Origin of the sequence: Microbacterium sp. KHB019 (assembly GCF_037285405.1) — a bacterium.
Classification (GTDB): domain Bacteria; phylum Actinomycetota; class Actinomycetes; order Actinomycetales; family Microbacteriaceae; genus Microbacterium.
This window is the reverse complement of record NZ_JBBDHF010000001.1, coordinates 167,809-185,390: the sequence shown is the minus strand read 5'-3', so window position 1 is coordinate 185,390 and position 17,582 is coordinate 167,809. Positions and strand designations below refer to the sequence as shown.

The following is a 17,582-nucleotide window of genomic DNA, read 5'->3' as shown; positions in this document are numbered from 1 at the left end:
TCAGCGTAGGGTGCGTATTCTCGTCTGCGTGGACGACTTCCTGCTGTGGATCCTGGATGCCGTGCAGGCGGTGGATCCGATCGCCCGCACTCTCATCGCCGGGCTCGCCGTCATGCTCGAGACCAGCATCCTCATCGGCCTCATCGTCCCCGGCGACACGATCGTCATCATCGCGTCCATGGGCGTCGACGGTCCGGTCGAAGCCATCGCGATGGTCGTCGCCGTGGTCGTCGGCGCACTGATCGGCGAGAGCATCGGATTCTGGCTCGGCCGTTGGCTCGGCCCTCGTATCCGCCGTTCCTGGGGCGGCCGGAGGATCGGCGAGGCGAACTGGACGCGTGCCGAACTGTACCTGGAGCGCCGCGGCGGGCTCGCCATCTTCCTCTCCCGCTTCCTGCCGGTGCTCCACTCGCTCGTCCCCCTCACGGTGGGCATGAGCAGCTACTCCTACCGCCGCTTCCTCGCCTGGACGGCGCCGGCATGCCTCCTATGGGCCGCCGCCTACGTGAGCGTCACGTCCCTCGCCGCCGGCGGTTTCCGCGAACTCGTCGACCGCGTGCACTTCGCGGGCTACGTGTTCGTCGGCGTGATCGTGGTGTTCGCCCTGCTGGTGCTCCTTGGAAAGAAGCTGCTCGGGAAGTGGGAAGCGCGCCACATGCGCGCGGTCGAGACCGACGAGACTCCCACCTCCGACATGAAAGACTGAAGGCGATGTCTGAAGACACCGCCAAGAAGCCCCGGATCCACTGGTTCGCGCGCCTCGAGCACCGCCTGCACGTGTGGCGGGAGAGCCGCGCGCGCCGCCGAGGACGCACCGCCACGGTCCTGCCGTTCGCCGGCTACGGGGGCACGGGCTGGGTCCGCGTGCTCGGCCGGGTGCTGATCGTGCCGCCGCGGCGCCGCGGAGCGGATGGCGAGTACGAGTCGGTGCGCGGATGGCGAAGCTTCGTCGGCATCCCTGTGGGCTTCGCCAAGGTCACCATCGTGATCGCCGGGCGCACCCACGAGGTGATCGCGGATCGAGGCGGCGTGGTGGACACCGTCATCGACGCCGAGCTCGCAGCCGGGTGGCAGCGCTTCACGATGTCCGTCGAAGGGCAGGAGCCCGTCGAGGCGACGGCGTTCATCGTCGCAGACGACGTCGAGTTCGGCGTGCTGTCGGACGTCGACGACACCGTGATGGTCACCGCGCTCCCCCGCCCGTTCATCGCCGCCTGGAACTCCTTCGTGGTCGACGAGCACGCCCGCATCCCCGTGCCCGGCATGGCGGTGCTGCTCGAGCAGCTGATGAGACAGCATCCGGGCGCTCCGATGATCTACCTGTCCACCGGGGCCTGGAACGTCGCTCCGACGCTCAGCCGGTTCATGGGCAGGCACCTGTTCCCACTGGGATCGATGCTGCTCACCGACTGGGGTCCGACGCACGAGCGCTGGTTCCGGAGCGGACGCGAGCACAAGCTCACCAACCTGCGCCGCCTCGCCGAGGAGTTCCCCCGGGTGAAGTGGCTGCTCATCGGCGACGACGGCCAGCACGACGAGGCGATCTACACCGAGTTCATGATCGACCACCCTGCCTCCGTCGCCGGCGTCGCGATCAGGCAGCTCTCCACCACCGAGGCGATGCTCGCCGGTGGACGCGCGACCTCGGATGACCACTCGGAGGACACAGCACCGTGGGTCGCGGCCTCCGACGGCGCAGGTCTCCGCGAGCGGCTCACCGACGTCGGCATCCTGCATCGACAGACGTGAAGTGACGAGCTGGCATGACGAGCCTTGATCGATCGACCTGGTCAGAGCGCGAGCGCGCCCACCAGGAGCGCGCCGACGCGCTCACCGCTGCCCACCGCGCTCGGGCCGCGCGTGGCGAGAAGCACCCGGTCTGGGATTTCCTGTTCACCTACTACTCGTATTCGCCGTCGCAGCTGCGGCGCTGGCATCCGGGCGCGGGCGTCGAGCTTCTGGATGCTCCGGAGCGAGCGGGCTGGCGCTGGTACACGATAGGGACCGACCGTGACTCCGTCGTCCCGGACGCCGAGGCGTTCGCGCGCGAGAAGGCGCCGCTCGCCGATCTGATCGAGCGGATGCTGCGCCGCACCGCCGCACGCCCCGGCCAGTTCGGGTGCTTCGGCCTGCACGAATGGGCGATGGTGTACCGCGAGGATGAGCACCGGCATCCCGCTCCGCTCCGCCTCGGCCAGGCCGGCACAGATGCCGTCGTCGAGTCACACGATCTGCGCTGCACGCATTTCGATGCCTTCCGGTTCTTCACAACGGACGCCGTGCCGCGCAACCGCACGCCGCTGACCCGCGCCGATCAGCCGGCGCTCGAGCAGCCGGGGTGTCTGCACGCCGGCATGGACCTGTACAAGTGGGCGATGAAGCTCGGCCCGCTCATCCCCGGTGACCTGCTGCTGGACGCGTTCGAGCTCGCCGGCGACATCCGGCTGCTCGACATGGAAGCAGCGCCGTACGACCTGTCTTACTGGGACGTCGTGCCCGTCCCCATCGAGACGCCAGAAGGAAAGAGCGAGTACGTGCGCCGCCAGCGCGAGTTCGCAGAGCGCGGGACGGCGCTCCGCGAGCGGATGCTCGACGCGTGGCTGGGTGAGGATCAGGCTCAGGACACCGGTTCGCAGTCGCCGCAGGGCGCCCACACGGCAGCGGATGCCGCAAGCTCGAGCCTGAGCGTCATGACGCGCTCCGCGGCATCCTGAAGCCGATCATCCGGGAGTGAGCCCTGCTCGACCGCTTCCGCGATCCCGCCAGTGATCTGTGCCGCGGTCTGCGGCGTGGAGTGCGCGACCATGAGCACGAGGTCGCTTCCCGCTGCGACGGCGGCGACGGCATCGGCGACCGGGTCCGCGTACTCCGGGATGCCGGTGGAGATCAGCATCCCGAGGTCGTCGGTGACGATCACCCCGTTGAAGCCGAGATCGTCGCGGGCTATCTCGTGCCAGCGCTGCGAGAGCGAAGCCGGCTTCTGATCGACCGCTGTGTAGGAGAGGTGCCCGAACATGAGGAGCCGCGCGCCGGCGTCGATGCCGGCTTCGAACGGCACGGCATCCGTGCGACGCCACTCGTCCAGCGACTTCCCGGTGCTCGGGATCAGCTGGTGCGAATCGCCCGGAGCCGCACCGTGCCCCGGGAAGTGCTTGAGCGTAGAGGCGACCATCGGCTCCTCGGCAGCGACGGCGGCGGAGACTCGATCGGCCGCCGACGCGGGATCGGCGCCGAGTGAGCGTCGGTAGATGAACGAGGACGCGTCGCCGGTGGTGTCGGCGATGACGCCGAAGTTCACGCTCGCTCCGGCGCGGGCGACCAGCGCAGCGCGCGCTGCGAACGCCGCCGAGGTCTCGGCGGTCGGACGCGACTTGAGGGTGCTGGACGATGCGCCATCGTCCCAGGGAAGGCGCGAGACGTCGCCGCCCTCCTGATCGATGGCGATCAGCGGCGGAACGTCCGCCTCGGAGGCGAGGGCTGCTGTCACGGCACGCAGACCGGCCTCGGTGGCCGGCACGTTCGCTCCCATGAGGATGAACCCGCCGATGCCCGTCGCGCTCATGTAGTCGGCCAGGGCCGCAGGATCGGCGGTAGGGATGTGCCCCATCACGATGCTCGCGGCCTGTTCGGCCGTGGTCATATCCCCGACCAGACGCGCCGCTTCGGCGGCCGGGCCGCTGACGACCGGCTGCGCCGCGGCGAGGGCGGCGTTCACGGGTCGAACGGACGGTGCGGGTTGCGCCGAAGACGCGTTGCCGCCCACGGCACTGCCACCCAGTGCACCGCAGATCAGCGTCACGACTGCCAGCAGCATCCACCGGCGCATGGTGGTCAGCGCGCGAGGGCGACGGAGATCGGTTCGGCGCTGTCGGCCGTGCCGTTTCCGAAGCGGACGGTGCGCCCGATGGTGAGGGGTTCGATCAGAGCCGCCGCGATGACCGCTGCGACGTCGCCGCGGGACACCCGGCCGCGGTCGGGTGCCTCGAGGTCGATGAGCCCGGTGGGCTCGTCGAAGGTGAGCGTGCCAGGGCCGAGGATCGTGCCGTCCAGGTCGGTGCCGCGCAGGTGCTCGTCTGCTGCCCACTTCGCGTCGGCGTACGCGAAGAAGGAATCGCTCTCCGGCACACCGTGATCCGCGGTCGAGCCGAGCCACGACACCATGACGTAGCGCTTCACGTCGGCGGATGCCGCGGCATCCATCGACCGGATCGCGGCATCGCGATCCACGGCGTACGTGCGCTCCGGCGACCCTCCGCCCGCTCCGGCCGACCACACGACGGCGTCGTGACCGCGGATGAGCTCGGCGATCGCGGCGGTGCCCACCTGTTCGACGTCGGTGACCAGCGCGGTCGCTCCGGTCTGCTCGACTTCGGCCACGTGATCGGGGTTGCGGATCACCGAGGTGACCTCATCGCCTCTGGCGACGAGGATCGGTGCGAGCAGGAGGGCGATGCGGCCGTGGCCGCCGAAGACGATGACACGGGACATGCCTCCAGGCTAACCCGCCGAGACGGTCACGGCACGGCCATCGGAGACGGCCTGCAGGGCGCGCTGAACACCGATGGCGGCCGTTCGCCCTGCCCTGTTGGCACCGATCGTGCTCGCCGATGGGCCGTACCCGACGAGTTGGATGCGCGGATCCTTCACGGCGGTCGTGCCGCGCCCGGCACGGTCGAGCTGGATGCCGCCGGCGTCACTGCGCAGATGCAAGGGACCGAGATGGGCGATCGCCGGTCGGAACCCTGTGGCCCACAGGATGACGTCGACGCGCTCGAAGGATCCGTCAGCCCACCGGACACCGTCTGGTTCGATGCGCTGGAACATCGGCCGCCGGTCGGCGTACGCCCCGAGCCGCTGCGCTTCACGCTCCTGCGGTCGCAGCATGAGCCCGGTGACTCCGACCACGCTCTGCGGCGGAAGGCCCTGTGCGACGCGCTGCTCGACGAGCGCGACGGCTGCGGCGCCGGCTTCGGGGGTGAAGTCGTCGTCGCGCCAGATCGGCTCACGACGGGTGGCCCACAGCGTGTCGGTGATCGGTGCGAGCGCGCCGAGGAACTGGACCGCGGAGGCGCCGCCGCCCACCACCAGGACTCGCTTGCCGCGGAAGTGCTCAGGGCCCGGATAGTCGACGGTGTGCAGCTGCTCCCCGAGGAACGTCTCCATCCCCGGGTAGTGCGGCAGGAACGGCTGCGTCCAGGTGCCCGTCGCGTTCACGATCGTCCGGGTGCGCCAGTCCCGCGCCCCGGCCCGAACGACGAGGATGCCGTCGTCGTCGCTCACGCGGTCGACGTGCACCGGGCGGATGACGGGCAGGTCGTGCTCTCGTTCGTAGTCGGCGAAGGACGCCGGCACCACGATGTTCGCGCGCTTCTGATCCCGAGCAGGAGCCTGAGCGTCCGGCAGCTCGGCCACGCCGTGGACATCGTCCATGGTCAGCGCATCCCATCTGTGCTGCCACGCGCCGCCCGCGCTGTCATTCGCGTCGAGGACGAGATGGTCGATTCCGAGTCGCTTGAGGTGGAAGGAGGTCGAGAGCCCTGCCTGGCCTGCGCCGATGACGATGCTCTCCCTGATCTCCATATCCATCACAACGCATGCATCTGCGGAAGTGTTCCCGCTGACCCGCCCGGCCGCGCATCGATTCGCGCGCACCGCTGACGGTGTTGTATTCTTTTCAAGTTGCCCCACTCACCCGGGGAAGCGAGATGGGCCTGTGGCGCAGCTGGTAGCGCACCTGCATGGCATGCAGGGGGTCAGGGGTTCGAGTCCCCTCAGGTCCACCAAGCGAAGCCCTCGGCACACGCCGAGGGCTTCTTCTCATCTCAGCCGGTCCCACTCGAGCGTCACCACAGCGATGACCAGACACACGGCGGTGCCTGCGACCGTGAGCACCGGCAGAACGCCGCAGGCGAGAACCAGCGCAGCCGCGATCAGGAATATCGCCGACGCGGGCTCTGAGATCCGGCCGCGCAGCATGACGAGCCAGATCGTGACCAGGAACACCGCTACCGGCAGGGTGAACGCCAGCGCCGAAGATGCGGTAGACACGCCGTGAGCGTCTTCGAGCAGGTCGAGTTCGACTTCGATGCCGGCAGACACCGCACCGGCTGAGGCGAAGACGAAGTAGTGCGCGTAACCGAAGGCGAAGGCTCGCGGCGACGCGCCGAGCCGTTCGCCCTGCTCGCGACTGAAGTAGACCCACCACATCCCTGCCGCGATCACGATGCCGGCGACGGCGAGGCCGACCAGCGCCGCGGTGTGCTCGCCGGCACCCAGCGCGGGGATCACGGCATTGCTCGAGGCGAGCAGACTCTCGCCGAGGACGATCAGCGTGAAGCATCCGTAGCGCTCCGCGATGTGATGCGGATGCCACGGCGTGTTCCGCGCCCGCTCCGCCCACACCGGGATCAGCATCTCGAGGATGGCGGCCGGCCAGAAGCTCCAGAACTGCACGTCGGCCGAGAACAGGAGTCGCGCGAGCCAGAGCAGCTGCACGGCGACGATGCCCAGCGCGTAGCGGATCGCGACCGAACGCTGCTCAGGGTCGGAGATCGCGAGGCGCGCCCATTGCGCGACCATCGCGAGCCGCATGATCACGTATCCCCAGGTGACGACGGCCCATTCTCCTTCTGCCATCGCCGATTGCACTCCGGTGGCGAGCACCAGCACGCCGCCCATCTGCACGATCGTCGTCAGCCGGTACAGCCAGTCGTCGACGTCGAACGCCGAAGCGAACCAGGTGAAGTTCATCCACGCCCACCAGATGGCGAAGAAGATCATGCCGTACCCGAGCACAGCTGCGCCCGCTTCGCCCTCCGCGATGCCGTGGTGCAGACCCTGCGAAGCCTGCGAGACGGCGACGACGAAGACCAGGTCGAAGAAGAGCTCCAGCGGACTCGCCGCGCGGTGAGCCTCTCGCGAGTCCCGGCCCGACATCCGGACGAGCCCCAGTGGTCCGAATGCGCGAGATGCGATGGTTCCCATGAACGGTCAGTCTAGGACTGCCGATCAGCCCCCTCGGCTAGAATCGATCACACCGCGGGGGACGACCCTCACCGGACTTCGCACCAGGGGACGGCCCCGCAAGGATTCCCGGTCATGACAACCACGCGAAGCCCGAGAGCATTCGTCGCCGCATCCGACATCGTCAGGATCGCGCTCGGCTGGGGAGCGTTCGGCATCCTGCTGCTCGCTCATCCACTGCTCGCAGCCCCCGTTCCCGCGCCGGTGCTGGTCGTGGCCCTCGTCGTCATCGTCGCCGTGATCCTCGTGTGCGCATTCGGCGTCGTGAAGCAGGCCGAGGCGCTCGCGCACCGCCTCGGCGACCCGTATGGCTCCCTGGTGCTGACGCTGTCGATCGTGCTCATCGAGGTGGTGCTCATCTCCGCCGTCATGCTCGGCCCCGGCGAGCATCCCACGATCGCGCGCGACTCGGTCATGGCGGTGTCGATGATCATCCTGAACCTCGTGATCGGGCTCGCCCTGCTCATGGGCGGAATCCGGCACCGCGGCATGGCGCACAACCGAACCGGCACCTCGGCATACCTGGCGATGCTCGTCGTCCTCGTCGCCGTCGCGTTCGGCTTCCCCGTCCTGATCGGCCAGGACGGCGCGTACACTGCTGCGCAGGCGATCCCCGTCGTGATCCTCACGCTCGTGCTCTACGGCCTCTTCCTGTTCCGTCAGATGGGCGCGCAGGCATCCGACTTCACCGAGGTCGACGAGCGGGTGCGCATCGAGCGCGCGACCGACCCGCATGCCTCGGCGCACAGCATCCGCGACACACTCCGCACGCACCGCACCGAGGTGGTCGTCCGTCTCGCCCTGCTCGTCGTCACCGTCATCCCGATCGTGCTGCTCTCGCACGACATGGCAGCTCTCCTCGATGACGGGCTCGGTCGGCTCGGTGCTCCCCCGGCCCTGGCCGGTGTGCTCATCGCCGCCATCGTGTTCCTGCCCGAGTCGATCACGGCGATCCGGGCTGCGCTCGGCGGCGAGGTCCAGCGTGTCGTCAATCTCTGCCACGGCGCCCTGGTCTCGACCGTCGGCCTCACGATCCCCGCTGTGCTCGTCATCGGGGCCGCGACCGGCAAGGGCGTGATCCTCGCCGAGACGCCGGCCGATCTGCTGCTGCTCGGAGGGACGCTGCTGCTGTCCGTCGCCACGTTCGCTGCCCGGCGCGTGACCGCGATGCATGGCGGGGCGCACCTGGCGTTGTTCGCCGTCTACCTCATCGTGCTGTTCTCCTGACCGGCACTCCCCGGGGAGTTCGCTGGGAGTTTGCTATGGTGGAGAACATGCTCGTGCATGAATGAGCATCGAGCGCATTGTGCGCTCTCGCGAGCCGCGCGCCCGACTGCGCGCGATCGCAATCCCTCGAATCCCGCTGAGGATGCGCCGACGTCAGGCGTGCCGAACGCGACCGAACCGAAAGGAGCCGCACCCCGGATCTCTCGTCTGTGCGCTGTCATGCGCCTCAGTGATCCAGGTTCGTTCGCCATGCTGACAGCTTCAGATCGCCCGATGTCCATCTACTTCCCCCGCGTTCCCTCCCCCACTTAGCGAGCACTTTCTCCTTCGACCGGCGGCTCCAGCCGCATCACGACGAGAAAGTGAGAACCATCCGGTGGGCGACCTCCAAACACTCTCAGGGCCAGTGACGGTCCTGCTCATGCTGATCTTCTTCGGCGGCAGCCTGTACATGTCTATTCGCATCTCCCGCAAGAAGGAGAATGCCGACGGCTACATGACCGGCGGCGGCAAGATCGGCTTCGGCATCTCAGCCGCATCCATGACGGCGACCTGGATCTGGGCATCCTCGATGTACGCATCGGCGACATCCGGCTACACGTACGGCATCTCCGGCCCGATCCACTACGGGCTGTGGGGCGCACTGATGATCCTGTTGATCTACCCCTTCGGCCGGCGCATCCGCAAGGTCGCTCCCAAGGCCCACACGATCGCCGAGGTGATGTTCGCCAGGCACGGTCGCTCGAGCCAGCTCATGCTCGCCGGGTCCAACGTGCTCGGCAGTCTCATCAGCCTGACCTCCAACCTCATCGCCGGCGGGGCGCTGATCTCGATGCTGTCCCCGTTCACGTTCACGCAGGGCATCGTCGCGATCGCGATCGGTGTGCTCGCGTATACCCTCTGGTCGGGCTTCCGCGCCTCGGTGCTGACCGACTTCGCGCAGGTTCTGGCCATGCTGGGCGCGGTGGCGATCATCATCCCGGTGATCTTCTTCGCCGCTGGCGGCCCCGACCTGTTCGTCGAAGGTGCGAAGAACCTCACCCCGCAGCAGGGCGACTTCTTCTCCTCCGACGCGTTCTTCAACCAGGGAGCGCCGTACATCGCGGCCGTGCTCGCCTACGCGATCGGCAACCAGACCATCGCGCAGCGCCTGTTCGCCGTCCGCGAGGACCTGATCAAGAAGACCTTCGTCACGGCGACGATCGGGTACGGCGCGACGATCATCGGTGTCGGGATGCTGGGCGTCATCGCCCTGTACGCCGGCATCGAGCCCATGGGCGGCGATGTCAACAACCTCATCCCGCAGATGGCCGCGACCTACCTCAGCCCGATCCTGATCTGCGTCTTCTTCGTCATGATCATCGGTTCGCTGTCATCGACGGCGGATGCTGACATGACCGCACTGTCGTCGATCATGATGGCCGACATCTACGGCCAGAACATCGCCGGCAAGAAGAACGCCAACCCGAAGACGATGCTGCTCGTCGGACGCCTGACGATGGTCGGGGCGACCGCCGCAGCTCTCGGTTTCGCGTCGATGCAGTTCAACATCCTCGACCTGCTGGTGTTCGTCGGTGCTCTGTGGGGCGCCCTGGTCTTCCCGGTGATCGCGAGCTTCTACTGGAACCGGGTGACGAATGCGGCGTTCAGCGTCGCGGTCGTCGCAGCCCTTGCGGCATTCCTGCCGGTGCGCTTCGAATGGGTCGACCTGTCGGGCGGACTGGGCATCGTCAGCGATGTCTTCTCGGTGATCGGCATCGGTGTGGTGCTCGGGCTCATGTCGTTCGGCTTCTTCGGGCTGCGGGTCGCCGTCGTCGTCGGCGCCGTGGCATCTGTTACATCGGCGCCGTTCGCGATCGGATTCCTGCACACCTATCCGGTGCTGTCGGGCTCGCTGGTCGCCTACGCGGTGAGCACGATCGTGTGCGTCGCGATCACCATGTTCAATAAGGACAAGCGGTTCGACTTCTCGGTGATCCGGCACCGCACCGGCGACTTCGACACCGCCGAGACCGAGGTCATCAGCGCGGCCGAAGGCGTCGTGCGCACCGCCGATGCCGCCTTCACCGGAAAGGAGAAGTGATGGAGATCATCCTCATGACCGCATACGTGCTGGTGTGGCCAGTGGTCGTCATCGGCGTGCTCGCCGTGATCATCCGCGCGTTCACCAAGGACGCCCGTGAGGCCAAGAAGGAGGGGCGTCAAATCATCTGACGCCCGACAACAGGGCGGCATCCGGGTGGCCGGGTGCCGCCCTGTTGCGTTCTGGGCCGGGGATGCGAGGATGGCGGGAGCATCCAGCGATAGGAGCAGGTCATGACCGGGTCCGCGCCCACGCGAACGAATCTCGAAGAACTCCAGACGAAGCTGCTCGCCGAAGCACGCGAGTCCTCGTCTCGACGAGCGGCCGAAACCGTCTACGGCGGCCGGGATGCGGTGCTGCGGCAGACCGCGATGGCCCTGCTCGAGGAGGCCGAACTTCCGGAGCACGACAGCCCGCCGGAGGCGACGCTGCAGGTGCTCGGCGGACACCTGCGTCTGACCGGTCAGGGCCGCTCATGGGAGCTCGCCGTCGGCGACCTCATCCCGATCCCTCCGGAGCGGCACAGCGTCCTCGCGCGAGAAGACAGTGTCTTCCTTCTGACGGTGCGCCGCTCCGTCTGAGCGGAGCCGGCTGTCGCGACCTCAGCGATCGCGCAACTGCTCGGCGATCTCCTCGTCCACGGTCCGGAGGGTCGCGGTGTCGATCTCGGCCAGGTCCGCCTCGAACCGCGCCTGGCGGTGCTTGAGCCAGACACCGAGCACGATGATGACGATCATGGCCGAATAGATCACGATCGAGACCGGGCTGTGCACGAGGTACATCGGGTTGCCCTGGCTGATCGCCATGGCCTTACGCAGTTGCTCCTCCGCCATCGGCCCGAGGATCGCGCCGACGACCATCGGCGAGACCGGATATCCGTGCCGGCGCATGACGAACCCGATCACCCCGAGCAGCAGCAGTACGCCGATGTCGAAGACCGTGAAGTTCGCCGCGTACGCGCCGAGCCCCGCGAACACGAGGATCCCGGCGTACAGATACGGCCGTGGGATCTGCAGCACCTTCGCCCACATGCCCACCAGCGGCAGGTTGAGGATGATCAGCACGACGTTGCCGATGTACAGGCTCGCGATGAGCGCCCACACCAGTGCCGGCTGGCTGTCGAACAGCAGCGGTCCAGGGCGGATGCCGTAGGTCTGGAACGCCGAGATGATGATCGCCGCGGTCGCCGTGGTCGGCAGTCCGAGCGTCAGCAGAGGAACCAGCACGCCGGCCGCTGCGGCGTTGTTCGCCGCCTCCGGTCCCGCCACGCCCTCGATCGCGCCCTTGCCGAACTGCTTGCGGTACGGGTCCTTCGCGAGGCGCTTCTCGGCCGCATACGACAGGAATGTCGCGACATCCGCGCCGCCAGCCGGGATCGATCCGATCGGGAATCCGATCGCCGTGCCGCGCAGCCACGGCTTCCATGAGCGCTTCCAGTCGCTCTTCTTCATCCAGGAGCGCCAGTTTCCCGACACCGGGATGATCGGCAGTGCGCCGGTGCGCAGGCGTGAGCCGACGTAGAGGGCCTCGCCGACGGCGAAGAGTCCGACGGCGACGATGACGACATCGATGCCGTCGCCGAGGTTCGGGATGCTGAACGTGAAGCGGGACTGGCCGGTGAGCGTGTCCGTGCCGACGAGCCCGAGGAACAGGCCGATCGATAGCGAGACGATGCCGCGGATGGGGCTCGCACCGAGCAGGGCGCCGACCGTGAGGAAGGCGACGATCATGAGCGCGAAGTAGTCGCCGGGCCCAAGGGTCACGGCGAAGTCGGCGATGATCGGGGCGAACAGCGTGAGCAGCGCGGTGGCTATGGTGCCCGCGATGAACGAGCCGATGGCCGCGGTGGCGAGGGCGGCCGTTGCACGCCCCATCCGGGCCATCTTGTTGCCCTCGAGCGCTGTGACTATCGACGCGGACTCCCCCGGTGTGTTCAACAGGATCGACGTGGTCGATCCGCCGTACATACCGCCGTAGTAGATGCCGGCGAACATGATGATCGCACTGGTCACGTCGAGCGTGTACGTCAGCGGCAGCAGCAGTGCCACGGTCATGGCGGGGCCGATGCCGGGCAGCACGCCGACGGCAGTGCCGAGGAGGACTCCGACGAACGCGAACAGTAGATACTGCGGCTGCAGCGCGGTCGCGAATCCCTCCATGAGAAGTTGCAGGCTATCCACCGAACACCCCCGATGCCCCGATCAGACCCGGGAGGACTGTGCCGCAGACCGGCAGCGACAGACCGAGCAGCGTGCCGAACAGCAGCTGCGTGAGCACACCGAGCCCGAGGCCGAGCAGCAGCGCGCGCCACCAGCTCGTCGACCCGAGCGCGAGCGATGCGCCGGTGAACAGGACGACGACCGCGACCGGCCAGCCGGCGAGCGGGATCACGATGATCAGCGACGCGAACGACAGCGCCAGCAGCACGACTGTCTTCCACGAGGTCTTCGCCTCGTCGTCTATGTCCTCGCCCTCATCGGGTGCTCCGACGTCGCCGCGCAGCACGGCGATGAGCGCGCCGAGCGACGACAGCAGCATCAGACCGGTAACGGCGTAGGGCACCACGCGCGCGCCGAGCACGTTCGATGAGCCGAGCGGCTCACGGATGAAACCGGTCATCACCAGCGCGACCACCGAGAAGACGAGGATCACCCCGACGAAGACGAGCTCGCCGATCTTGCGCGACCGGGGGGCTCCGGCTGATGCCTGCGCCCCCGCGATGGACTGATCTGTCATTCGACGAGACCGATCGTCTTCAGCGTCTCCTGCGTGGTGGTGATGTCACCGTCGAGGAAGCTCGAGAACTCGTCGCCGACGAGGAATGCGTCGGTCCAGCCGTTCTTGTCGAGGATGCCTGTCCACGTCTTGCTGTCGTGCACGGAGGTGACCAGTTCCTCCAACGCCTTCTTCTCGGCATCCGAGATGCCGCCCGGTGCGATCAGTCCGCGCCAGTTGGTGACGACGAGATCGATCCCCTCATCGTTGAGCGTGGGCACGTCGGGCAGCAGCAGCGCGGGTTCGCCGGACGAAACCGCCAGCGCCTTCAGGTCGCCGGCTTCCACCTGCTGCGCGAACTCGCCGACGCCGGAGATGCCGGCCTGCACCTGACCGCCGAGGAGCAGGGTGAGCGCCTCGCCACCGCCCGAGTTGGCGATGTAGTTGAGCTTCTTCGGCACGTCAGCCGCGTCGACGCCGGCATCCGTGAGCAGAAGCGCCGCGAGGATGTGGTCGATGCCGCCGGCCGAACCGCCGGTTACGGCGATGTCAGCGCCCCTGTCGACCCAGTCGGCGACGAAGTCGTCGATCGTGTCATACGGACTGTCCTTGGGGACGACGAGGACCAGCGGCTCCTCAGTGAGCTTGGCGATGGGGGTCATGTCGTCGACGCGCACGTCCGACGCGTTCGTCTCGACGGCGCCGACCATCACGCTGCCGGTGATCATGAGCGTGTTCGGGTCGGTCTCGGTCGCGAGCGAGGCGAGTCCGACGGTGCCTCCGGCACCGCCGATGTTCGTCACGGGTGCCGACGAGACGAGGGATTCATCGCTGAGCGCCTGCGCGAACGCGCGTGCGGTTTGGTCCCATCCTCCACCGGGATCGGCCGGGGCGACGACGGCGACGCTCTTGATGCTCGCGGCTGCCTCGCCGTCTCCGCTGTCGCCGGCGGGAGCCGATGCTCCGCTGCAGGCGGCCAAGGTCAGGGCTGCGATGCCGAGCGCGGCTGCGGCGGCCAGGCGGCCTCGGGTACGGATGTGCTGTGTCATGAACTCCTCCTCGAGTTCTCGTTCCGGCGTCGATGCCGGGGTGCGGGTGTCGTGAGCCTATGACGCACCCGAATCCGCAGACCGGTTGAGTTCAGTACCGGAGGTTTTGGTCATTTCGTACCCTGATCGCCCGCTCTGCGCTCGAATATCATGGGGAACGTGGTGAAAGCGATGACGCTCCGCACGCAGCTGGTGCTGCTGCAGGTGTTCATCGTGCTCGCCGTCGTCCTCACCGTCGGCCTCGCCGCGATGCTCATGCAGGAGCGGCAGATCCGCGAGGCATCACAGGAGCGCATGATCGGCGTGGCCCAGTCGGTCGCCCAACTGCCGACGATCATCGAAGCGTATGACGACGCCGATCCGGCGAAGACCATTCAGCCGATCGCCGAGCTGATCCGCGATGCGTCGAACGTCGCCTACGTCGTCGTGACCGACGACAAGGGGATCCGATACTCGCACCCGAATCCTGACCGCATCGGCGAGCCGGTGTCGACGGACCCCAGCGTCGCCCTCTCCGGTGCCATGTACGTCGGCACGCAGACCGGCACCCTCGGCGAGTCGTGGCGCGTCAAGGTGCCCGTCTTCGACAGCTCCGGTGCTGTGATGGGGCAGGTTTCCGTCGGCATTCTCGAGTCGGCGCTGCGCGAGGACTTCCTCGGCGACATCACCGGATTCCTGCTCGCGCTGGGAGCTGCGACGGTTGTCGGCGTGATCGCCGCCACCGGTGTCGCTCGCATCGTGCGCCGCCGCATCTACGGCCTCGAGCCGGATGAGATCCGGAGCCTGTTGGAGACGCGCGAGGCTACTCTGCACGGCATCCGCGAGGGCATGCTCGCCCTCGACGAGCGCGGCGACATCTCACTGTGCAATGACTCGGCCGCACGCCTGCTCGGACTCGACTCCCCCGCCGAGGCGATCGGCAAGCCCGCATCCGAACTGCTCGACGACCTCACCATGCTGATCGCCGATTCTCACGTCGACGAATCCACTCCGCAGCGCCTCGTGCTCTCCGGCGAGCGAGTGCTCGTCGCCAGAGCGGCGGCGGTGCGCGTGCAGAAGCGCAGGGTCGGCACCGTCGTCACGCTGATGGATCGCACCGAGCTCGACCACGCGCTGCGCGATCTCGCCGGCGCGCAGAGCCTCACAGAGGGGCTCCGCGCGCAGCAGCATGAGTTCTCGAACACCCTGCACACGATCGGCGGGCTGATCGAGCTCGAAGAGTTCGATGCCGCCCGTCGCGTGATCGAGCGAGCGGGAGACGGTGGGGCCCTCAGCCGGCTGGATGCTCCGGACGCGGTCCAGGACATCGAGCTTGCCGCGATCCTGCTCGCCAAGCGAGCCCGTGCGCGCGAACTCGGTGTCGGGCTCGACATCTCGGACGCGAGTCTGCCTGCCGGCCCCGCTGATGGCGACCTCAGCACGGTCGTCGGCAACCTGATCGACAATGCTCTGGATGCCGCCGGCCGAGGCGGTCACGTCGTCGTGGCGATCGAGCGGGATGCGCGCAGTGACACCGTGATCTGCGTCGAGGACGACGGCCCTGGTGTCCCGATCGAGAACCGGGGAGATGTGTTCCGCCTGGGCTTCTCGACGAAGAGCCGCGACCGCCAGCGCGGGTACGGACTCACCCTTGTCGCACGCATCGTCGAACGGCGCGGCGGCAGCATCGAACTCTCCCCTGCTGCGATCGGCGGAGCGCGGTTCGCCATCCGCCTGCCGGTCGCCGAACTCGCGGAAGTCACCGCATGAGCCGTCTGCGCACGCTCATCGTCGAAGACGACTTCGCCGTCGCCCATGTGACGCGCGGCTTCGTGGAGCGGCATCCGCACTTCGAGGTCGTCGGCGTCGCCCCGACCGGTGGCGACGCGCTGCGTGCGGTCTCGGAGCTGCGTCCCGAGGTCATGCTGCTGGACGTGTACCTTCCGGACATGTCCGGAATCGACGTGCTGCGGCGGCTGCGCGCGGCCGGAGCGCACGTCGAGGTCATCGCCGTCACGGCTGCCCGCGACCTGGAGACCGTCCGGCGCGCACGCGCGCACGGAGTTCACCACTACGTCGTCAAGCCGTTCCCGATGCAGACGCTGCACGAACGGCTCGACGACGTGCGCCGGGTCCTTGCCCGAGATGCTGAGCTGGGCGACACCGGCGAACTCGACCAGGTCACCGTCGATGCGCTCATGCGGCGGGATGCCGTCGCCCTGGCGAGTAACCGCAAGGGCGTCTCCCGGGTCACGCTGCAACGGGTCGCCGAGACCATGGAGAGCCACGCGCGCCCGCTGTCGGCGACAGAGCTCGCCGAGGCGCTCGGGATGTCACGGGTCAGCGCCCGCCGGTATCTTGAGCGACTCGTGGAGTCTGGTCTCGCGGCGAGCTCCCCGACCTACGGTGGCGTCGGCAGGCCGGAGTTGCGGTACCAGCTGCGCGGGTGAACCTGTTCAGACGCCCGGTCGCACCGACAGGTCGGTGATCTGCGCGTCGCGCGGCAAGTCGATGGCCGTGAGGATCGTCGTCGCGACGGACGCGGGGTCGATGAACCGGTCGGCGACGTACTCCGCGCCCTCCTGGTGATGCACCTTCTGCTGCATCGGCGTCGCCGTGCGCCCAGGGAACACCGAGGTCACGCGCACACCGTTCCCCGCCTCTTCGGCGCGCAGGGCGTCGGCGAGAGCCTTCAGGCCGTGCTTGGATGCCGCGTACGCGCCCCATTCGGCGTTGGCGCGCAGTCCGGCGCCGGAATTGACGAACAGCACCTGGCCTCGGGAGACGCGGATCACCGGCAGCAGCAGACGGGTGAGCTCTGCCGGAGCCACCAGGTTCACGGCGAGCTGCTGCTCCCACACGGTCGGCGAAAGGTCGGCGACCCGCCCGAGGTCGACGATGCCCGCGACGTGCACGAGTGTGTCGATCCGCTCAGGGAGGTGCTGCTTCGAGAACGCCCATGACAGGCGCCCCGGCTGTGCGAGATCGCCGACCAGCGTCGATGCACCCGGGTAATGAGCTGTGAAGTCCCGCGCCCGACTGGCATCGCGTGCCAGCAGTACGAGCTGATCACCGCGGTCGTGGAGGCGCCGGGCGAGCGCTGCACCGATGCCGGAGCCGGCTCCGGTGATCAGATGCACAGGCATCAGGGACGCTCTGCGGCCTCGGTGAGCTCGATCGGGACGACGGGGCAGTCCTTCCAGAGCCGCTCCAGGCCGTAGTACACACGCTCTTCGCCGTGGAAGACGTGAACGATCAGGTCGCCGAAGTCCATCAGAACCCAGCGCGCCTCGGCACGGCCCTCTCGGCGCACGCGCTTGTGGCCCGCCTCGATGAGTCGATCCTCGATCTCGTCGGCGATCGCGGCGACGTTGCGCTCGCTGTTACCGGTCACGAGCAGGAAGATGTCCACCAGCGGCAGCGGCTCGGAGACGTTGAGCGCGATGAGGTCTTCACCGCCCTTGGAGACAGCGGCGTCGGCTGCGATCTGCAGCATGGTCTGGGCA

Annotated in this window: 18 protein-coding genes and 1 tRNA gene; 10 read left to right on the top strand and 9 right to left on the bottom strand. The window is 68.0% G+C overall.

All coding sequences use genetic code 11. The features are described 5' to 3' along the window. The first annotated feature begins 28 nt into the window (after window positions 1-28). Genes KHB019_RS00950 through KHB019_RS00940 form a run of 3 tightly spaced genes read left to right on the top strand, consistent with a single transcriptional unit; the run spans window position 29 to window position 2,714 of the window. Window positions 29-706 (top strand): DedA family protein, encoded by a 678-nt coding sequence (locus tag KHB019_RS00950; protein WP_337457908.1) that lies wholly within the window; start codon window positions 29-31, stop codon window positions 704-706. A 5-nt stretch (window positions 707-711) separates the two neighbouring features. Continuing rightward, window positions 712-1,749, top strand: coding sequence for an App1 family protein (locus KHB019_RS00945; protein WP_230102918.1), 1,038 nt, complete (start codon window positions 712-714; stop codon window positions 1,747-1,749). Between the two features lie 14 nt (window positions 1,750-1,763). Beyond that, the gene (locus KHB019_RS00940) at window positions 1,764-2,714 is read left to right on the top strand and encodes a 3-methyladenine DNA glycosylase (RefSeq protein ID WP_337457907.1); all 951 of its coding nucleotides are present in this window, start codon (window positions 1,764-1,766) and stop codon (window positions 2,712-2,714) included. Here the strand turns inward: KHB019_RS00940 and KHB019_RS00935 are convergent. From KHB019_RS00935 to KHB019_RS00925, 3 genes are read right to left on the bottom strand one after another with little or no spacing between them, the layout of a single operon-like run. Beyond that, window positions 2,618-3,814 carry a glycoside hydrolase family 3 N-terminal domain-containing protein gene (locus tag KHB019_RS00935; RefSeq protein WP_337457906.1) on the bottom strand — a complete coding sequence of 399 codons (1,197 nt, stop codon included), beginning with the start codon at window positions 3,812-3,814 and terminating at the stop codon, window positions 2,618-2,620. The two genes, KHB019_RS00940 and KHB019_RS00935, sit on opposite strands and share 97 nt — an antisense overlap. Window positions 3,815-3,831: 17 nt before the next feature. Next, window positions 3,832-4,488, bottom strand: a complete 657-nt coding sequence (locus KHB019_RS00930; protein ID WP_337457905.1) for an SDR family oxidoreductase — start codon at window positions 4,486-4,488, stop codon at window positions 3,832-3,834. A gap of 9 nt (window positions 4,489-4,497) precedes the next feature. Next, window positions 4,498-5,580 (bottom strand): NAD(P)-binding domain-containing protein, encoded by a 1,083-nt coding sequence (locus tag KHB019_RS00925; RefSeq protein ID WP_325472188.1) that lies wholly within the window; start codon window positions 5,578-5,580, stop codon window positions 4,498-4,500. 127 nt (window positions 5,581-5,707) lie between these two features. Here KHB019_RS00925 and KHB019_RS00920 point away from each other — a divergent pair. Further along, window positions 5,708-5,783: transfer RNA gene (locus tag KHB019_RS00920), tRNA-Ala, on the top strand. A gap of 34 nt (window positions 5,784-5,817) precedes the next feature. Here KHB019_RS00920 and KHB019_RS00915 read toward each other — a convergent pair. Then, on the bottom strand, window positions 5,818-6,984 hold the full coding sequence (locus KHB019_RS00915; protein WP_337457904.1) for a low temperature requirement protein A: 1,167 nt from the start codon (window positions 6,982-6,984) through the stop codon (window positions 5,818-5,820). Between the two features lie 114 nt (window positions 6,985-7,098). Here KHB019_RS00915 and KHB019_RS00910 point away from each other — a divergent pair, with 114 nt between their 5' ends. The 4 genes from KHB019_RS00910 to KHB019_RS00895 all read left to right on the top strand — a co-directional run bounded on the left by KHB019_RS00910 (window position 7,099) and on the right by KHB019_RS00895 (window position 10,914). Beyond that, window positions 7,099-8,250 (top strand): calcium:proton antiporter, encoded by a 1,152-nt coding sequence (locus KHB019_RS00910; protein WP_337457903.1) that lies wholly within the window; start codon window positions 7,099-7,101, stop codon window positions 8,248-8,250. Window positions 8,251-8,671: 421 nt separating this feature from the next. Next, window positions 8,672-10,333 carry a sodium:solute symporter family protein gene (locus tag KHB019_RS00905; protein WP_230103129.1) on the top strand — a complete coding sequence of 554 codons (1,662 nt, stop codon included), beginning with the start codon at window positions 8,672-8,674 and terminating at the stop codon, window positions 10,331-10,333. Then, window positions 10,333-10,464, top strand: a complete 132-nt coding sequence (locus tag KHB019_RS00900) for a putative transporter small subunit (protein ID WP_230102924.1) — start codon at window positions 10,333-10,335, stop codon at window positions 10,462-10,464. Before KHB019_RS00905 ends, KHB019_RS00900 begins: the two co-directional genes overlap by 1 nt. Window positions 10,465-10,566: 102 nt before the next feature. After that, window positions 10,567-10,914: a cupin domain-containing protein gene (locus tag KHB019_RS00895; RefSeq protein ID WP_230102925.1), complete on the top strand. Its 348-nt coding sequence runs from the start codon at window positions 10,567-10,569 to the stop codon at window positions 10,912-10,914. Between the two features lie 21 nt (window positions 10,915-10,935). On the opposite strand, the gene KHB019_RS00890 is transcribed toward KHB019_RS00895, so the two are convergent. From KHB019_RS00890 to KHB019_RS00880, 3 genes are read right to left on the bottom strand one after another with little or no spacing between them, the layout of a single operon-like run. Then, window positions 10,936-12,513, bottom strand: a complete 1,578-nt coding sequence (locus tag KHB019_RS00890; RefSeq protein WP_443193177.1) for a tripartite tricarboxylate transporter permease — start codon at window positions 12,511-12,513, stop codon at window positions 10,936-10,938. After that, entirely contained in the window at window positions 12,506-13,069 is a 564-nt protein-coding gene (locus tag KHB019_RS00885; RefSeq protein WP_230102927.1) for a tripartite tricarboxylate transporter TctB family protein, read from the bottom strand. The genes KHB019_RS00890 and KHB019_RS00885 overlap by 8 nt, the downstream gene beginning before the upstream one ends. Beyond that, a complete protein-coding gene (locus tag KHB019_RS00880) occupies window positions 13,066-14,097 on the bottom strand; it encodes a Bug family tripartite tricarboxylate transporter substrate binding protein (protein WP_230102928.1) in 1,032 nt (343 codons plus the stop codon). The genes KHB019_RS00885 and KHB019_RS00880 overlap by 4 nt, the downstream gene beginning before the upstream one ends. A gap of 159 nt (window positions 14,098-14,256) precedes the next feature. On the opposite strand from KHB019_RS00880, the gene KHB019_RS00875 reads away from it, so the two are divergent. Together KHB019_RS00875 and KHB019_RS00870 are read left to right on the top strand one after the other, a co-directional pair. Further along, window positions 14,257-15,846: an ATP-binding protein gene (locus KHB019_RS00875; protein WP_414684074.1), complete on the top strand. Its 1,590-nt coding sequence runs from the start codon at window positions 14,257-14,259 to the stop codon at window positions 15,844-15,846. Then, window positions 15,843-16,526: a response regulator gene (locus KHB019_RS00870; protein WP_325472159.1), complete on the top strand. Its 684-nt coding sequence runs from the start codon at window positions 15,843-15,845 to the stop codon at window positions 16,524-16,526. Before KHB019_RS00875 ends, KHB019_RS00870 begins: the two co-directional genes overlap by 4 nt. Before the next feature lie 6 nt (window positions 16,527-16,532). On the opposite strand, the gene KHB019_RS00865 is transcribed toward KHB019_RS00870, so the two are convergent. Both KHB019_RS00865 and rsfS read right to left on the bottom strand, forming a co-directional pair. Continuing rightward, window positions 16,533-17,222 carry an SDR family oxidoreductase gene (locus KHB019_RS00865; protein WP_230102931.1) on the bottom strand — a complete coding sequence of 230 codons (690 nt, stop codon included), beginning with the start codon at window positions 17,220-17,222 and terminating at the stop codon, window positions 16,533-16,535. Then, window positions 17,222-17,572, bottom strand: coding sequence for a ribosome silencing factor (gene rsfS / locus KHB019_RS00860; RefSeq protein WP_414684075.1), 351 nt, complete (start codon window positions 17,570-17,572; stop codon window positions 17,222-17,224). The genes KHB019_RS00865 and rsfS overlap by 1 nt, the downstream gene beginning before the upstream one ends. Window positions 17,573-17,582: the final 10 nt, after the last annotated feature.

Coding starts and splice junctions, on each gene's coding strand:
- KHB019_RS00900 (WP_230102924.1), top strand. CDS start 10,333: ATGGAGATCATCCTCATGACCGCATACGTGCTGGTGTGGCCAGTGGTC.
- KHB019_RS00905 (WP_230103129.1), top strand. CDS start 8,672: ATGCTGATCTTCTTCGGCGGCAGCCTGTACATGTCTATTCGCATCTCC.
- KHB019_RS00930 (WP_337457905.1), bottom strand. CDS start 4,488: ATGTCCCGTGTCATCGTCTTCGGCGGCCACGGCCGCATCGCCCTCCTG.
- KHB019_RS00870 (WP_325472159.1), top strand. CDS start 15,843: ATGAGCCGTCTGCGCACGCTCATCGTCGAAGACGACTTCGCCGTCGCC.
- KHB019_RS00915 (WP_337457904.1), bottom strand. CDS start 6,984: ATGGGAACCATCGCATCTCGCGCATTCGGACCACTGGGGCTCGTCCGG.
- KHB019_RS00910 (WP_337457903.1), top strand. CDS start 7,099: ATGACAACCACGCGAAGCCCGAGAGCATTCGTCGCCGCATCCGACATC.
- KHB019_RS00925 (WP_325472188.1), bottom strand. CDS start 5,580: ATGGAGATCAGGGAGAGCATCGTCATCGGCGCAGGCCAGGCAGGGCTC.
- KHB019_RS00895 (WP_230102925.1), top strand. CDS start 10,567: ATGACCGGGTCCGCGCCCACGCGAACGAATCTCGAAGAACTCCAGACG.
- rsfS (WP_414684075.1), bottom strand. CDS start 17,572: ATGCTGCAGATCGCAGCCGACGCCGCTGTCTCCAAGGGCGGTGAAGAC.
- KHB019_RS00880 (WP_230102928.1), bottom strand. CDS start 14,097: ATGACACAGCACATCCGTACCCGAGGCCGCCTGGCCGCCGCAGCCGCG.
- KHB019_RS00935 (WP_337457906.1), bottom strand. CDS start 3,814: ATGCTGCTGGCAGTCGTGACGCTGATCTGCGGTGCACTGGGTGGCAGT.
- KHB019_RS00885 (WP_230102927.1), bottom strand. CDS start 13,069: ATGACAGATCAGTCCATCGCGGGGGCGCAGGCATCAGCCGGAGCCCCC.
- KHB019_RS00865 (WP_230102931.1), bottom strand. CDS start 17,222: ATGCCTGTGCATCTGATCACCGGAGCCGGCTCCGGCATCGGTGCAGCG.
- KHB019_RS00940 (WP_337457907.1), top strand. CDS start 1,764: ATGACGAGCCTTGATCGATCGACCTGGTCAGAGCGCGAGCGCGCCCAC.
- KHB019_RS00945 (WP_230102918.1), top strand. CDS start 712: ATGTCTGAAGACACCGCCAAGAAGCCCCGGATCCACTGGTTCGCGCGC.